The organism is Mesorhizobium sp. M5C.F.Cr.IN.023.01.1.1 (assembly GCF_003997585.1).
In the GTDB taxonomy this organism is placed as follows: Bacteria; Pseudomonadota; Alphaproteobacteria; order Rhizobiales; family Rhizobiaceae; genus Mesorhizobium; species Mesorhizobium wenxiniae.
Genome location: NZ_RZSU01000047.1, coordinates 34,087 through 49,603, shown reverse-complemented (window position 1 = coordinate 49,603; position 15,517 = coordinate 34,087). Strand labels below are relative to the sequence as shown.

Sequence of the window (15,517 nt, the reverse complement as noted above, 5' to 3'; positions counted from 1 at the left end):
GTTTTGTCGCATCCTTTGCCGGAGAAAATGGCACACGAATTGCTTTTTAATAATCCGGCAGGTCGGCTGCAGGGTGGCTGGCACGTCGGCGCCGTCCAAGGTTCGGTGATCAAAGCAACGAGAGGCTAGAATGACGAAATACAAGCTCGAGTACATTTGGCTCGATGGATACACCCCGGTTCCCAACCTTCGCGGAAAGACGCAGATCAAGGAATACGCCGAGTTTCCGACGCTCGACCAGCTTCCGCTGTGGGGCTTCGACGGTTCTTCGACCATGCAGGCCGAAGGCCACTCGTCCGACTGCGTGCTGAAGCCGGTCGCCATCTATCCAGACCCCGCGCGCACCAATGGCGTGCTCGTCATGTGCGAAGTGATGATGCCGGACGGCGTGACGCCGCATGCATCCAACAAACGCGCCACCATCCTCGATGACGAGGGTGCCTGGTTCGGCTTCGAGCAGGAGTATTTCTTCTACAAGGACGGCCGCCCGCTCGGCTTCCCCGAAAGCGGTTACCCTGCGCCGCAAGGCCCGTACTACACCGGCGTCGGCTACAGCAATGTCGGCAGCGTCGCCAGGCAGATCGTCGAGGAGCATCTCGACCTCTGCCTTGCCGCCGGCATCAACCATGAAGGCATCAACGCCGAGGTCGCCAAAGGGCAGTGGGAATTCCAGATTTTCGGCAAGGGCTCCAAGAAGGCCGCCGACCAGATGTGGATGGCCCGCTACCTGATGCAGCGCCTCACCGAGAAATACGGCATCGACATCGAATACCACTGCAAGCCGCTCGGCGACACCGACTGGAACGGTTCCGGCATGCACGCCAACTTCTCGACCGCCTATATGCGCGAGGTCGGCGGCAAGGACTATTTCGAGGCGCTGATGGCCGCCTTCGACAAGAACCTGATGGATCACATCGCCGTCTACGGGCCGGACAACGACAAGCGTTTGACCGGCAAGCATGAGACCGCGCCATGGAACAGGTTCAGCTATGGTATCGCCGACCGCGGCGCCTCGATCCGAGTGCCGCATTCCTTCATCAACAATGGCTATAAGGGTTACCTCGAGGATCGCCGCCCGAACTCGCAGGGCGACCCCTACCAGATCGCCTCGCAAATCCTGAAGACGATCGCCTCCGTCCCGGCCAGCGCAGAGGTTTCGGCTGCCGCTTGAGCATGCAGTCACGGCGTGGACTTCGCGTCTGCGCCGTGTCTCGCTCTCGTCGCGTCGGCGTTTTGCCAAGGGCGACTACACCAACTGCTCGATTTGTATTCTCCATCCCAAACAAAAAACCCCGCCGGATCGCTCCGGCGGGGTTTTGTTGTCCTTTAGCCGATCCGCTCAGACCGAATAATACATGTCGTATTCGACCGGATGCGGGGTCATCTCGAAGCGCATCACTTCGGCCATCTTGAGCTCGATGTAGCTGTCGATCTGGTCGTCGTCGAACACGCCGCCGGCCTTCAGGAACCCGCGGTCCTTGTCGAGGCTCTGCAGCGCCTCGCGCAGCGAGCCGCAGACGGTCGGGATCTTCTTCAGTTCCTTCGGCGGCAGGTCGTAGAGATCCTTGTCCATCGGCTGGCCGGGATGGATCTTGTTCTTGATGCCGTCCAGGCCGGCCATCAGCATGGCGGCAAAGGCGAGGTAGGGGTTCGCGCCCGGATCGGGGAAGCGGACCTCGACGCGCTTGGCCTTCGGCGACGAGGCGAATGGAATACGGCAGGAGGCAGAGCGGTTGCGCGCCGAATAGGCGAGCAGCACCGGCGCTTCATAGCCCGGCACCAGGCGCTTGTAGGAGTTGGTCAGCGGGTTGGTGAAGGCGTTGATCGCCTTGGCGTGCCTGATGATGCCGCCGATGTAAAACAGGCAGCTCTCCGAGAGGCCGGCATATTCATTGCCGGCGAAGGTCGGCTTGCCCTCCTTCCAGATCGACTGGTGGACGTGCATGCCCGAGCCGTTGTCGCCGAAGACCGGCTTGGGCATGAAGGTGGCCGTCTTGCCGTAGGCGTTAGCGACCTGGTGCACGACATACTTGTAGATCAGCATCTTGTCGGCGTTGCGGACCAGCGTGTCGAACTTGATGCCGAGTTCGTGCTGGGCAGCGGCCACTTCGTGGTGATGCTTTTCGACGCGCACGCCCATTTCGGCGAGCACGGTCAGCATTTCCGAGCGCATGTCCTGCGCCGAGTCGATCGGCGGCACCGGGAAATAGCCGCCCTTGATGCGCGGACGGTGGCCGAGATTGCCGGTTTCGTAGTCGGTATCGTCGTTGGACGGCAATTCGGTGGAGTCGAGCTTGAACCCGGTGTTGTACGGGTCGGCCTTGTACTTGACGTCGTCGAACACGAAGAACTCGGCTTCCGGGCCAACGAAGATCTGATCGCCGATGCCTTCCGCCTTCATATAGGCTTCGGCCTTCTTGGCGGTGCCGCGCGGGTCGCGGTTGTAGGACTCTCCGGAGATCGGATCGAGGATGTCGCCCAGGATGACCATGGTCGACTGCGCGAAGAACGGGTCCATATGCACCGTCTCAGTATCGGGCATCAGCACCATGTCGGACTCGTTGATCGCCTTCCAGCCGGCGATGGAGGATCCGTCGAACATGACGCCGTCGGCAAACATGTCTTCCTCGACCTCAACGACATCCATCGTCACGTGCTGCAGCTTGCCCTTCGGATCTGTGAAGCGCAGGTCAACGAATTTCACGTCGTTGTCCTTGATCTGCTTCATGATGTCTTTGGCTGTCGTCATGTCATGTTTCCCTGTCTTATGTCGTTTCGAGGAGATGATCTGAAATCAGAAACCTCAGACCGCGTCCATCCCTGTTTCGCCGGTGCGGATGCGCACGACTTCCTCGATGTTGGAGACGAAGATCTTGCCGTCGCCGATGCGGCCGGTCTGGGCCGCCTTGCGAATGGCTTCGATCGCGCCTTCGACCGCGTCGTCGCCGAGCACGACCTCGATTTTTACCTTGGGCAGGAAGTCGACGACATATTCGGCACCGCGATAAAGCTCGGTATGGCCCTTCTGGCGGCCAAAACCCTTGGCCTCCGTAACGGTGATGCCTTGCAGCCCGGCCTCCTGAAGCGCTTCCTTCACTTCGTCTAGTTTGAACGGCTTGATGATCGCTTCGATCTTTTTCATGTAAAAAGTGGCCTCCACTGCCAAAAAAGACGGGTTGTGAGCCCCGCTTGCGCCTCCTTCAAGCACGAACTGTGCCAATTTGAGGGGATTCGAAGCGGTATCACGCGATTTCGATGCCATGCCGCGTTGGGGGATAAATTCGCGTCATTCGCCGTGTTGGATGCGTCATGGATACTGGGAACCTACACATTGTCGGCGCTTCCGTCCGCACAATAATTGGGCAGACAGAGCATTTCGCGAGCATTTGTGCTTCGAAGAAGCCATTGTCCCCCAACGATGTGCTTATAGATCGTGCCATCTCATCACCGTTTGCTTCGAACCGAAAACTGGACAATGTTTGACCACAGGGATCGGGGTTTGACCACAGGGGTCGGGCTTGAGCCAATGCGGATCGGCATCCATGAACAATGAAATTTTGTCTCCGGCCGAAATGGCTGAGGCCGACCGGCTTACGATTTCCGCCGGACCACTCAACGGCATTGGCCTGATGCGCAATGCAGGTGCCGCGGTCGCTGCGGTGGTGCTCGCCCGTTTTCCGGCTGCCAGACGCGTACACGTACTGTGCGGGCCCGGCAACAATGGCGGCGACGGATATGTCGTCGCCCGCATTCTGAGGGATAGCGCCGTCGACGTCTTGATGTGGGCATCCGGCTTCCCCAAAACCGGCAGCGACGCGGCGCTCGCCGCTTCGGAATGCCCGGTCAGGCCTCGGCCGCTGTCGGAATTTGCCGCCGAGGCAGGAGCGATCCTGGTCGACGCGCTCTATGGGGCAGGGCTGTCCAAGCCGCTGTCCGGCGATGCCGCCAAGGCGGTCGAGGTCGCGACAGACCTGAACCTGCCAGTCGTTGCGGTCGATCTGCCCTCAGGTGTGTCAGGCGAGAGCGGCCAGGTTCTCGGCCGAGCATTCCACGCCCGGATCACGGTGACGTTTGCGCGAAAAAAGCCCGGCCATCTGCTGTTGCCTGGGCGCGAGATGTGCGGCGAGTTGGTGCTTGCCGATATCGGCATCGGCGACGGGATCGTTGCGCAGCTTGAACCGCGAACCTGCGAGAACACCCCGCCGCTTTGGCTAGAAAGTTTCCCGGTTCCAGCCGTCGATGCGCATAAGTACAGGCGCGGCCATGTCGGCGTCTTCTCCGGCGGGCCGTCCGCGACGGGTGCCGCGCGGCTGTCGGCGCTTGCCTCGGCCAGAAGCGGGGCAGGGGCGGTGACGGTGCTGTCGCCGGCGAACGCGCTGCAGGCGAATGCCGCGCATCTGACCTCGATCATGCTGCGCAGGGCCGACAGCATCGCGGACGTACAGGAATTCATCGGCGACCGCCGGCCGTCGGCTTTCGTCCTCGGACCCGGATTCGGCGTCGGCGAAAAAACACGGGATTTTGCCGTTGGCGTGCTGGCCACCGGGCAGCGGCAAGACGGCAGGGCCGACGGGCTGGTGCTCGATGCCGATGGCATCACCTCGTTTCGCGAGACCCCGAAAGTTCTGTTCGAAGCCGCCCGTCGTCTGAACACGCCAGCGCTGGTGCTGACGCCGCATGAGGGCGAATTCGCCAGACTGTTTCCGGACATCGCCGGAGACAGGGACCTGTCCAAGCTGGCCAAGGCGCGCTCTGCGGCCGAGCGCGCCGGCGCAATCGTCGTCTACAAAGGCGCGGACACGGTGATCGCGGCGCCCGATGGCAGAGCGGCGATCAACTGCAATGGCGCGCCATGGCTGGCCACCGCCGGTTCGGGCGACGTGCTGTCGGGGGTCATTGCCGGCTTCCTGGCGCAAGGCATGCCGGCTTTCGAAGCCGCCTGCGCGGCGGTCTGGATTCATGCCGAGGCCGGCAGCCGTTTCGGACCAGGGCTGATCGCCGAGGATTTGCCGCTGGCGCTGGTGCCGGTGCTGCGCGAGCTTGCCGAATGTCGCAACGAGGTGACTGCTCGATGAGCCGCGGGTTCGCTCTGCTTGCCGCAATCTTCGTCGCCGCTTTCATGGCGCACACCGCGCGTGCCGAAGGTCCCGTGACCATTGTCGACGATCCGGCCGTGCTCGCCGCCCTCGATGCCAAAGGTTTTGATTTCGCCAGCATTTTCGGTGTCGATGGCAAGGGCGACCTGAAGACGCTCTATGACAAGGCGCCGGCCTATCACCGGATCGTCGAGACGGTTGCAACCGATGTCGCCGCGCTGCGGGCCGAGATGAAGGCTGGCGGGCGGCCGCTCTACGAAGTCACCGACGGCAATGTCGGCCGCATCATAGACATGCGCTGGCTGAAGACGGACGCCGCGCGCTTCCGGCTGGTCGGCGTCGTCAACAGGCTCGATCGGCGCGATTTCGCCGAGGCGCGCGGCGAAGGGCGCTGCGGCGAGGTGCGTTTCATCTATCGCCTTGCCTACAGCTTCAAGAAAAACGGCAAGGTTCTGGCCTCGCGCCTGCCGTTCAACTTCAATGCCATCTACAGCGCCGCGCCGGATGCCGATGGCGGCTGCGTCGGCGTTGCCGGGCGCTGGACGCCGCAACTCGACGAGTCCGTCGATACCGGCTGGCTCATCGGCGGGCCGCTGGAGAAGGCCGGGCTGAGCTTTGAGCAGCTCGAACTCAACGCCCAGGTGGTGCGCTTTCCCTCCGGCCAGGAGACCGAATTCGGCGGGCAGGCTGCCTACCTCATGCGGATTTTCGGCATCGATGGAGAGACGGTCAGCGAAAAGCCGCTGGAAAATACGCCCGACGCCGCGCGGCTTGCCGAAGACGCCGCGCTGAAAGCAAAACTCGCCGACTATATCAGCGCCAATGCAGCCGCGGTCGACCTCGGTGTCTATAAGATCCCGCATCAATTCCTGGCGAAGAAAGTCATCTCGTGGTCGACTTTCGGCAGCGCAAGGCAGGCCAATCACCCGTTCACGCCGCTGTTCCAGCCCGCGGATTTTTCTGAGCTCGACTATTCCGCGCTGAAGCTGGTGCGCACGCCGGAAGCGCTGGTCGAGCGGCTCGACAATGGCGCCTGCCAGGGTTGCCATCAGGCGGGTTCGACCGCCGGTTTCCATTTCATCGGCCGCGACGACAAGACGACCTCGCCGCTGAATCGCATCGAGGTCGGCATCTCGCCGCATCTTCATGCCGAGATACCGCGGCGCGAGGCCTGGCTGCGTGCGACCGCCGACGGCAAGGAGCCGAACCGCTTCCGCCCGCTGTCCTTCGCGCCGCCGGCCGTGTGGAAGGACGCTGGCGAGGTCGACTATGCGCCGGCCGAAATGGCGATGCCGTGCCTAATGGCGGAGGATGCGGCCCGCTTCGGCACGACCTGGCAATGCGGCGGCGGCACCGTCTGCACGCCGCTGGCGACGGCGTCGGGCGTGCGGACGAAGCTGGCGCAATGCCTGCTGCCCAAAGACAGTGAAAAGATGTTCTCCGGCCATCCATGCCTGACCGGCTCGATCACCAGCAACCCGGCGCAGCCTTTCAATGATCGCTACAGAATAGCAGGCCAGTTCGCAGCCTTCGCGACCGACATTTCGCGCACCGCCTACACCTGCCGGCCACCGAAGATCGGCGTGCCGGCCGGCATTGCCTATCGCGGCTGCGACGACAAGGATCGTGCTTTTGCCGGCTTCAAGCCGGGCAAGCCGATGCCGAACGAGATCTGCGGGCTGGTTGGCGGCAAAAAATTCGACATTTGCGTGGCGACCAATAATTTCGACCAGTGCCTAGGCGGCGCGGTCAACCGCGGCAACCGGCCGGCCTGCTCGGCCGAGCATTTCTGCCGCGAGGATTATATGTGCCAGTCGCTGCCGCCCGATACGCCTGGTATCGGCAGGGTGAAAGGTATTGGCTTCTGCTCGCCGACCTATTTCATTTTCCAGATGCGCATCGACAACCATGCGACACCCTGGGCGGGCGCTGTCCGCGCCACCATGGGGGCGGGGTTTGGCGCGGCGGAAGGGGAATGATCGGTAGCTCCCCGCAACAATCCGGAGGGATCGCCTAACGATCGAGATAATCGGCGATTTTCGTTGTCCATTCACTATCGAAATGGCGAACCCGCTCTGCGATCATTTCATTGCTCAGCAGGCTCGACAGGGCAGGAACCAAAACCGGCTCTATCGTTGGAACGGAACCATATCCAAGCGCAGTCAGACGTTCCGACCATGGCGGGTGGTCCGCCTTCTCGTCATCGGCGGCGGCCCAGGCCTTCAGTGCATACTCTTGCAGAAGGCTCGTGCTCGACAAGTCGCTGCACACCGCCAGAACTCTATCAAGCGGCGGGCGAGGCGGCGCCATCGCGCCAAGCAACTCACGCTTGAGCGGATTGTAAACCCGGTCGTCGAAGAATTTGTCGGCGGCGGCGATCAGGAGCAGGGCGCGCGCTGCTTCATACGAATCGCCTGACATTGCCGCATGACGATCGGCGTCGATTTCCGCTCGGCGCGATAGCCGTATTCCTTCACGTTCCAGAGAGTACGACAGCGGAGCCAGTATCCAGTAAAACAGGCTGCCGGAAACCGTCTTTCCGGGAGGAGCATATTCGAAGATCAAATCGAAGCTTTTGTCGAGCTCGGCGAGATTGAGGCCGCCGTTTGTATCCCTGTTTTTTAGATGAGCGTGTTCGTGAGCAAGGATTGCAGAAAATGCCTTTTCGTCGGTCACGGCAAGCAACGGGATACCGACGGTCAAGATCGCTCGACGGCCGAGCAGACCTAGAAACGGGCGCTCTTCCCCTATGCTGGCGTTCAGGTCACTGCTCAGCACAATCGTCGTCCGGCCGGCGCGATGTTTGCCGGCAACGCTTTCCCACACTGCCCACAGTTTTGGTGCCGATTCCCGAGTAATCCCTTCCACCCTGCTAGGCCGAAAACCGGCAAACAATGCTCCAATTAACAGAACGAAAGCCAGCATTGCAGCCGGTACGGCAATAACACCGCCCGCGATAACCGCAAGCGGATGCCGGTCAAGGAGCAGCAGCCAGAGGAGCACCGGGCAGAAAAGCGGCAGAACGAAAAGCAGGACGGCAAACCTGCCGAAGTGCTCTCCTGTGTAGAGGACCAGGCGCGACATCTGCGATGTCACAACGGAATGTTGTCGTGCTTCTTCCAGGGGTTCTGCATATCCTTGTTGCGCAGCATGCGGAGCGCTCGCGCAATGCGGCGGCGGGTCGAATGCGGCATGATCACCTCATCGACATAGCCGCGCTCGGCGGCGACGAAGGGCGACAGGAAGCGGTCCTCGTAAGCCTTTGTATGTGCTGCGATCTTCTCCGCATCGCCGGTGTCCTTGCGATAGATGATCTCGACCGCGCCCCTGGCGCCCATCACCGCGATCTGCGCCGTCGGCCAGGCATAGTTCATGTCGCCGCGCAGATGCTTTGACGCCATCACGTCATAAGCGCCGCCATAAGCCTTTCGGGTGATGACGGTGATCTTCGGGACGGTCGCTTCGGCATAGGCGAACAAAAGCTTGGCGCCATGCTTGATCAGCCCGCCATATTCCTGCGCGGTGCCGGGCAGAAAGCCCGGAACGTCGACGAAGGTGACGACCGGAATCGAAAAACAGTCGCAGAAGCGCACGAATCGCGCCGCCTTGCGGCTGGCGTCGGAATCGAGCACGCCGGCCAGCACCATCGGCTGGTTGGCGACGAAGCCCACCGTGCGGCCTTCGACGCGGCCGAAGCCGGTGACGATGTTTTTCGCAAAACTCTGCTGGATCTCGAAGAAGTCACCCTCGTCGGCAACTTTAAGGATCAACTCCTTGATGTCGTAGGGTTTGTTGGCGTTGTCGGGGATCAGCCGGTCGAGCGACAGATCGTGATCGGTGACCGACTGGTAGCATTCGATCTCGGGGATATCAGCCGTATTGGAGGCAGGCAGCAGATCGACCAGCCGGCGCATCTGCAGCAACGCCTCGACGTCATTGTCGTAGGCGCCATCGGCGATCGAGGACTTGGTCGTGTGGACGAAGGCGCCGCCGAGGCTCTCGGCAGTCACCGTTTCGTTGGTGACCGTCTTCACCACGTCCGGCCCGGTGACGAACATATAGGAGGTGTCGCGCACCATGAAGATGAAGTCGGTCATCGCCGGCGAATAGACGTCGCCGCCGGCGCAAGGGCCCATGATCAGTGAAATCTGCGGGATAACGCCGGAGGCGAGCACATTGCGCTGGAATATCTCGGCATAACCGCCAAGTGCTGCCACGCCTTCCTGGATGCGGGCGCCGCCGGCGTCGTAGAGGCCGATGATCGGTGCGCGGTTGCGCAGCGCCATCTCCTGCACCTTGACCACCTTTTCGGCGTGGGCCTCGGACAGCGAGCCGCCGAACACGGTAAAGTCCTTGGCGAAGACATAGACCGGGCGGCCATTGACGGTGCCCCAGCCGGTGACGACGCCGTCGCCGGCGATTTTGGTCTTCTCCATGCCGAAATCGGTCGAGCGGTGCTCGACATACATGTCGAACTCCTCGAACGAGCCCTCGTCGAGAAAGACGTCGATGCGTTCGCGCGCGGTGAGCTTGCCCTTTTTGTGCTGAGCATCGATACGGGCCTGGCCGCCGCCCATGCGCGCCATGTCGCGGCGGCGCTCGAGTTCCTTCAGCACGTCCTTCATCGCTCGATCCCCAAAAACGGAAAGCCTGACTTGTGGTAATCATGGCAGCAGGGCAGCGCAAGCGCCGCTTCGCCATGGCTTTCGCTGCGCTGCAACATAACGCCCCTTGCATTTCGCGGCGAACTGGGCCATATGCGGCAACATAGGCGCTTGGGCCGGGACGATCCGGCCTTCTCGACGAATGAGACTGGTTGCGTCTGTTTTCCCTCTTTCCGACACATCGGCAAGGCGGCGAAAAAGCCCCGTGGCATGATGCCTGCGGGCACGACAGCGCAGCCGTGCGGACGATAACGTCCGCCGCCTTGTCGTTTCATGACAGTTTTTCGACGGCAGGTTGCGCCCTGCCGCCACTGATGTTTGCGGCCAGGAGCCGCGTGAAAGAAGAATATTTTGACCAACGAAAACACCTTTGCCGGTAACACCACCTCGACCGGTAACACTGCGGAACTCACCGGTTTCGCAGCCCTTGGAATTACTGGCGCTCTGCTCAAGGCGACTCATGCCGCCGGCTTTACCGAGCCGAAGCCGATCCAGATGCAGGCGATCCCGCCGCAGATGCAAGGCCGCGACATTTTTGGCATCGCCCAGACCGGCTCCGGCAAGACCGCTGCCTTCGCGTTGCCGATCCTCTCCAAGATCATCGCGCTTGGTACCAAGCGCCGGCCGAAGACGACGCGTGCGCTCATTCTGGCGCCGACGCGCGAGCTCGCCGTGCAGATCGAGGACACCATCAAGATCCTCGCCAGGGGCGCGCATGTCTCGACCGCTCTGGTGCTTGGCGGCGTTTCGCGCTTCAGCCAGGTGAAGAAGGTTGCTCCCGGCGTCGACATCCTGATCGCCACGCCCGGCCGGCTGACCGACCTGGTGCGCGAGGGTGACCTCGTGCTTGCCGACACCAAATGGCTGGTGCTCGACGAAGGCGATCGCATGCTCGACATGGGCTTCATCAACGACGTCAAGCGCATCGCCAAGGCGACCGCGCCCGACCGCCAGACGGTGCTGTTCTCGGCCACCATGCCCAATGAAATCGCCGAACTGGCGAAGGGCCTGCTGAAGAACCCGATCCGCGTCGAAGTCGCGCCGCAAAGCACCGCGGCGGCGGAGATCGTGCAGGGCGTCGTCTTTGCCCGCACCAAGCAGAAGCGCCAGGTGCTGTCCAACATGCTCGCCGACGACGCGATGAAGTCCGTGATCATTTTTTCGCGCACCAAGCATGGCGCCGACAGGGTGACCAAGGACCTCGAGCGCGACGGCTTCAAGGCCGCCGTCATCCACGGCAACAAGTCGCAGAACGCCCGCCAGAAGGCGCTCAACGATTTCCGCGAGGGTTCGGTGCGCATTCTTGTGGCGACCGATATCGCGGCGCGCGGCATCGACGTGCCCGGCATCAGCCATGTGGTGAATTTCGACCTGCCGGACGAGGCGGAGAGCTATGTCCACCGCATCGGCCGCACCGGCCGTAACGGCATGGACGGCATCGCCATCACGCTTTGCGATCCGTCCGAGAACAGCAAACTGCGCCAGGTCGAGCGGATCATCCGCACCAAGCTGCCGATCGTTGCCGACCATCTCGGCAGCCCCGATCCGCAGCGCAATCCCGCCGAAAAGAACGAGCGCAGCTTCGAGCCGGCCAACGACCGCAATGGTCGTCGCGACGGCAGGCGGCCAGGCGGCCAGAACAACGGCAAGAAGCGCTTCGGCGAGGCCTTCGCCGGCGAGCGTAAGCCGGAAGGCGCGAAGCCGTTCAAGGGCAACAACAAGCGTCGTTTCGGCGGCAAGCGGCCAGCAGCGCGGGCTGCGTAATCAGAGTCGCATCCAGCCGAGCCTGTCGGGCTCGGCTTGGTTGCGAGAACTGAAAAAAGAGCGATCGGAGCGATGCTTCGGTCGCCTTTTTCATTTCCTGGGACGCGCCCGTTACTCCGTGAGCGCTCTGACCCACACCACAATGCGCTGTGCAAGGAAAGCCGTAGTTGCTGGCGACAGCGCGTCACCGGCGATAACGTGATTGTCCCGATCACCGGTATCGTCGACCGGCACCAGTTCGCGCGCAGCGCCCCAGCGCCCGGCAATTTCGCGGGTGCGGTCGGACCGCACGATCTTGTCCGAATCCGAAAAGATGAAGAGGGCACGAATGGTAGCCTTCTCCACCGGCGCGCCATAAGCAAGCTCGGTCAGCGCCACCATCGGCAGGGTCGCCGCGATCGGATAACGGTAGGTCCAGAATTTCTCGTGCAGCGCATTGCGTGGCACGAAGCTGCGCTCCTTGCCGGCGACCAGCTCGGCGATCTCTCGGCCCCACGGCATGGTCAGGAGTTCGGCGCCGGAAGCCTTGACGCCGAAATTCGGCGAGATGAACACTACTGCCGCCATCCCCTCCGATGCGCCCGGCTGCGTCGCAGCCCAGGCTGCCAGCGAGCCGCCGGTCGAGGTAGCGATGACGATCACCTTGTCACCGATCGCCCGGCCGATGGCGAGCGCTTCCTCGTAGTCGTTGATCCAGGCGTTGACGCTGCCTTCGGCCATCGCGGCACCGCCCTGTCCGTGGCCGGTGAGGCGGGTGTAGTAAAGGTTCGCGTCGAGCTGGTCGGCCACCTCGTCCGGCAGCGGACGAACCTCGCCCTTCGACGCCGAAAAGCCGTGGATATAAACGATCGACAGCGGCGTCCTGGCATGAACCATCGGATTGGCCCAGATGATTTCCTTTTCCAGCCCGTCGTAGATGCCCGGTACGGCAGCCTCCTTGCGTACCAGATAGGCTTGCGGGTCATCGCCGATCACGGAAGGATCGAAGCGGATCGTGGTGTCGGCTTGGACGCGCGGGCCAAGCAAGAAGGCAAGAAAAAGAATGACGGCGAGACCCAATACCGCAAGCACGATTCGTCGCCCCATCGCAGACTCCACGCAACAATTCTCAACCTATGGCCGCGATGGCAAACAGGCAACGACGTCCCGCCCGCGGGATCGCCAACTTGATAGCCGGTCTATTCGCTCGGCGGCTTGCGGTCGAAATTCAGCGGACGCGCCTTCCAGCGGGTCGCGGTGCTGATGACCCATCGGCAGAACGGTCTCGGCAGAATTCTGAGCAGCTTCAGGCCCCAGCTCAAGCGGCGCGGGAAGGTGACTTCGAAGCCGCCGGACTTGATGCCGCGCGCCATGCGGCGCGAGGCGCGATTGACGGGCATCAACCCGGGCATCGGCAGCAAATTCTTCTCAGTCAGCGGGGTGTCGACGAAGCCCGGATTTATCACCTGGATGCGGACGTTCATCTTGTCGAAATCGTATTTCAGCGACTCTGCGAGGATATTGACCGCCGCCTTGGTGCCGCCATAGGCGGCCGTGGTCGGCCAGCCGAAATAAGCGGTGACCGAACCGACCAGGACGATATGGCCGCGGGCGCGGACGCGCATGCGTTCGATGACCGGCACCAGGCCGTTTATGATGCCGAAATAATTGACATCGAAGGACTGGCGAAATCCACGGACGGTGAGGTCTTCGCCGGCGGTCGCAATATAGCTCCCGGCATTGAAGACGGCCAAGACGATCGGGCCAAGATCCTTCTCGATCGCTGCGACCGTCTTTGCCATGCGTCTCTCATCGGTGACGTCGCAAGGATAGGCCGTGACATGGCCCGGCATCTGCGCCGTCTCGACAACAAGCGTGTCGATCGGATCCTCGTCGAGCGCCGTCACCGCGACGGCATAGCCTTGCGCCGCAAGGTCCTTGGCCAGTGAACGGCCGATGCCGCTGCTGCCGCCCGTTATCCAGGCGACGCCGTGCTTCGGGTTGGCCCGATAGAGTGTCATTTATGCCCTGCGACTTTTTCTTAGCTGTGCTCTAGCGGTGAAGAAATCGGATGAAAAGAGCGCTTTTCAATGGGGAGCTTCAATGAATGGCGGAACGCAAGGTCTATTTTAGGACATTGCAGCCCAGAAATGCCGCTGGACCAGGCAAATTCTTGCCTTGAAACCGAAGCTTCGGGTTTCTAGGGTTCCGCCGCAAGCATAAAGGAATCTCCATGCCCCGTTCTGTGATCGAAGCGATCGGCAATACGCCTCTGATCCGCCTCAACAAAGCCTCGGAAGAAACCGGCTGCGAGATCCTGGGCAAGGCCGAATTCATGAATCCGGGCCAGTCGGTCAAGGACCGTGCCGCGCTGTTCATCATCCGCGATGCCGAGCAGCGCGGGCTCTTGAGGCCGGGTGGGGTCATCGTCGAGGGGACAGCCGGCAACACCGGCATCGGATTGACGCTGGTTGCCAAGGCGCTTGGCTACCGCACCGTGATCGTCATCCCCGAGACGCAAAGCCAGGAGAAGAAGGACACGATCAAATTGCTCGGGGCCGAGCTGATTGAGGTGCCTGCCGTTCCCTACAAGAACCCCAACAATTATGTGAAACTGTCGGGCCGTCTGGCCGAGCAGATGGCCCGGTCCGAGCCGAACGGCGCGATCTGGGCCAATCAGTTTGACAACGTCGCAAACCGTGACGGCCATACCCGCACCACAGCGGAAGAAATCTGGGCCCAGACCGGCGGCAAGGTCGACGGTTTCGTCTCGGCGGTCGGCTCCGGCGGAACACTGGCCGGCATCGCCTTCGGGCTTAGGTCCAAGAGCAAGGACGTCAAGATCGCGCTCGCCGATCCGCTGGGTGCAGCGCTCTATAGTTTCTACACCAGCGGAGAGCTGAAATCCGAAGGCAGCTCGATCACCGAAGGCATCGGGCAGGGGCGGGTCACCGCCAATCTGGAAGGGTTCATGCCGGATTTCTCCTTCCAGATTCCGGACGAGGATGCACTGCCGATCGTCTTCGACCTTATCCAGGAGGAGGGTCTGTGCGTCGGCGGCTCGACCGGCATCAATATTGCCGGCGCGATCCGTTTGGCGCGTGAAATGGGTCGCGGCCACACCATCGTGACCGTGCTTTGCGACTACGGCACGCGGTATCAGTCGAAATTGTTCAACCCGGAATTCCTGCGTCAAAAGAAGCTGCCGGTACCGGGCTGGATGGAACAGCGGAGCACAATTTCGGTGCCGTTCGAAAAGGTTGCGTGATGGCTTACAGGACGGAAGCGCTGTTTCGCGACGACGCCTATCTCAGGACGGCCGATGCCACGATTGTCGCCGTCAACGATCGTGGCGGCATCATTCTGGACCGGACGATCTTCTATGCCACGTCGGGCGGGCAGCCGGGCGACACTGGCACCCTCGAACGCGCCGACGGCAGCCTGATCGCTGTTGCCGCCAGCATCACCGGTGAGACCAAGGACGAGATCATTCATGTGCCGTTGCCTGAGCAGGCGGTGCTCGAGGTCGGCGAACCGATAAAGCTCGCCGTTGATTGGGAGAGGCGGCATCTGCTGATGCGCATGCACACAGCCTGCCATTTGCTCACCGTCGTCTGCCCGTTCCCGATTACCGGCGCCTCGGTTTCCGAGGACGACAGCCGTGTCGACTTCGACATCCCAGATGCCGGCTTCACCAGGGAAGACGTGACGGCCAGGTTGATGGAACTGGTGCGGGCCGACCACCCGGTCTTCACCCGGCTGATCACCGACGAGGAACTGGCGGCCAATCCGGCGCTGGTGAAATCCAAAAATGTTCGGCCACCCGTCGGCTCGGGCAAGATCCGATTGGTCTGCATTGGCGAGAACGCCTCGATCGACAGCCAGCCTTGCGGCGGCACCCATGTGAAGAGCACTGGAGAAGTCGGCGAGATCCATATCGGCAAGATCGAGAAGAAGGGTCGCGAGAACCGACGCTTCCGAATACGCTTTGGACCGATGCCACCGGCCTGATAA

12 protein-coding genes are annotated in these 15,517 nt (G+C 62.0%); 6 read left to right on the top strand and 6 right to left on the bottom strand.

All coding sequences use genetic code 11. The features are described 5' to 3' along the window. The first annotated feature begins 130 nt into the window (after positions 1 to 130). Positions 131 to 1,171: a glutamine synthetase beta-grasp domain-containing protein gene (locus EOA78_RS19420; RefSeq protein ID WP_065008714.1), complete on the top strand. Its 1,041-nt coding sequence runs from the start codon at positions 131 to 133 to the stop codon at positions 1,169 to 1,171. Between the two features lie 168 nt (positions 1,172 to 1,339). On the opposite strand, the gene glnA is transcribed toward EOA78_RS19420, so the two are convergent. After that, the gene (gene glnA / locus EOA78_RS19415; RefSeq protein ID WP_127316525.1) at positions 1,340 to 2,749 is read right to left on the bottom strand and encodes a type I glutamate--ammonia ligase; all 1,410 of its coding nucleotides are present in this window, start codon (positions 2,747 to 2,749) and stop codon (positions 1,340 to 1,342) included. A gap of 54 nt (positions 2,750 to 2,803) precedes the next feature. Next, complete coding sequence (locus EOA78_RS19410) at positions 2,804 to 3,142, bottom strand: P-II family nitrogen regulator (RefSeq protein WP_006205430.1); 339 nt, start codon at positions 3,140 to 3,142, stop codon at positions 2,804 to 2,806. A 400-nt stretch (positions 3,143 to 3,542) separates the two neighbouring features. On the opposite strand from EOA78_RS19410, the gene EOA78_RS19405 reads away from it, so the two are divergent. Then, positions 3,543 to 5,075: an NAD(P)H-hydrate dehydratase gene (locus EOA78_RS19405; protein ID WP_127316524.1), complete on the top strand. Its 1,533-nt coding sequence runs from the start codon at positions 3,543 to 3,545 to the stop codon at positions 5,073 to 5,075. Then, the gene (locus tag EOA78_RS19400) at positions 5,072 to 7,075 is read left to right on the top strand and encodes a hypothetical protein (RefSeq protein ID WP_127316523.1); all 2,004 of its coding nucleotides are present in this window, start codon (positions 5,072 to 5,074) and stop codon (positions 7,073 to 7,075) included. The genes EOA78_RS19405 and EOA78_RS19400 overlap by 4 nt, the downstream gene beginning before the upstream one ends. A 34-nt stretch (positions 7,076 to 7,109) precedes the next feature. On the opposite strand, the gene EOA78_RS19395 is transcribed toward EOA78_RS19400, so the two are convergent. Beyond that, the gene (locus tag EOA78_RS19395; RefSeq protein ID WP_127316522.1) at positions 7,110 to 8,180 is read right to left on the bottom strand and encodes a M48 family metallopeptidase; all 1,071 of its coding nucleotides are present in this window, start codon (positions 8,178 to 8,180) and stop codon (positions 7,110 to 7,112) included. A gap of 8 nt (positions 8,181 to 8,188) precedes the next feature. Then, the gene (locus EOA78_RS19390) at positions 8,189 to 9,721 is read right to left on the bottom strand and encodes an acyl-CoA carboxylase subunit beta (RefSeq protein WP_127316521.1); all 1,533 of its coding nucleotides are present in this window, start codon (positions 9,719 to 9,721) and stop codon (positions 8,189 to 8,191) included. A gap of 390 nt (positions 9,722 to 10,111) precedes the next feature. Between EOA78_RS19390 and EOA78_RS19385 the strand changes: the two genes are divergently transcribed. Beyond that, entirely contained in the window at positions 10,112 to 11,524 is a 1,413-nt protein-coding gene (locus EOA78_RS19385) for a DEAD/DEAH box helicase (RefSeq protein WP_127316520.1), read from the top strand. 111 nt (positions 11,525 to 11,635) lie between these two features. Here EOA78_RS19385 and EOA78_RS19380 read toward each other — a convergent pair whose 3' ends face one another. Continuing rightward, the gene (locus tag EOA78_RS19380; RefSeq protein WP_127316519.1) at positions 11,636 to 12,610 is read right to left on the bottom strand and encodes an alpha/beta fold hydrolase; all 975 of its coding nucleotides are present in this window, start codon (positions 12,608 to 12,610) and stop codon (positions 11,636 to 11,638) included. Between the two features lie 92 nt (positions 12,611 to 12,702). Continuing rightward, positions 12,703 to 13,524, bottom strand: coding sequence for an SDR family oxidoreductase (locus tag EOA78_RS19375; protein ID WP_127316518.1), 822 nt, complete (start codon positions 13,522 to 13,524; stop codon positions 12,703 to 12,705). A gap of 212 nt (positions 13,525 to 13,736) precedes the next feature. Between EOA78_RS19375 and EOA78_RS19370 the strand changes: the two genes are divergently transcribed. Then, on the top strand, positions 13,737 to 14,771 hold the full coding sequence (locus tag EOA78_RS19370; protein WP_127316517.1) for a cysteine synthase A: 1,035 nt from the start codon (positions 13,737 to 13,739) through the stop codon (positions 14,769 to 14,771). Then, positions 14,771 to 15,514 carry an alanyl-tRNA editing protein gene (locus tag EOA78_RS19365; RefSeq protein WP_127316516.1) on the top strand — a complete coding sequence of 248 codons (744 nt, stop codon included), beginning with the start codon at positions 14,771 to 14,773 and terminating at the stop codon, positions 15,512 to 15,514. The genes EOA78_RS19370 and EOA78_RS19365 overlap by 1 nt, the downstream gene beginning before the upstream one ends. Positions 15,515 to 15,517: the final 3 nt, after the last annotated feature.

Coding starts and splice junctions, on each gene's coding strand:
- EOA78_RS19420 (WP_065008714.1), top strand. CDS start 131: ATGACGAAATACAAGCTCGAGTACATTTGGCTCGATGGATACACCCCG.
- glnA (WP_127316525.1), bottom strand. CDS start 2,749: ATGACGACAGCCAAAGACATCATGAAGCAGATCAAGGACAACGACGTG.
- EOA78_RS19410 (WP_006205430.1), bottom strand. CDS start 3,142: ATGAAAAAGATCGAAGCGATCATCAAGCCGTTCAAACTAGACGAAGTG.
- EOA78_RS19405 (WP_127316524.1), top strand. CDS start 3,543: ATGAACAATGAAATTTTGTCTCCGGCCGAAATGGCTGAGGCCGACCGG.
- EOA78_RS19400 (WP_127316523.1), top strand. CDS start 5,072: ATGAGCCGCGGGTTCGCTCTGCTTGCCGCAATCTTCGTCGCCGCTTTC.
- EOA78_RS19395 (WP_127316522.1), bottom strand. CDS start 8,180: ATGTCGCGCCTGGTCCTCTACACAGGAGAGCACTTCGGCAGGTTTGCC.
- EOA78_RS19390 (WP_127316521.1), bottom strand. CDS start 9,721: ATGAAGGACGTGCTGAAGGAACTCGAGCGCCGCCGCGACATGGCGCGC.
- EOA78_RS19380 (WP_127316519.1), bottom strand. CDS start 12,610: ATGGGGCGACGAATCGTGCTTGCGGTATTGGGTCTCGCCGTCATTCTT.
- EOA78_RS19375 (WP_127316518.1), bottom strand. CDS start 13,524: ATGACACTCTATCGGGCCAACCCGAAGCACGGCGTCGCCTGGATAACG.
- EOA78_RS19370 (WP_127316517.1), top strand. CDS start 13,737: ATGCCCCGTTCTGTGATCGAAGCGATCGGCAATACGCCTCTGATCCGC.
- EOA78_RS19365 (WP_127316516.1), top strand. CDS start 14,771: ATGGCTTACAGGACGGAAGCGCTGTTTCGCGACGACGCCTATCTCAGG.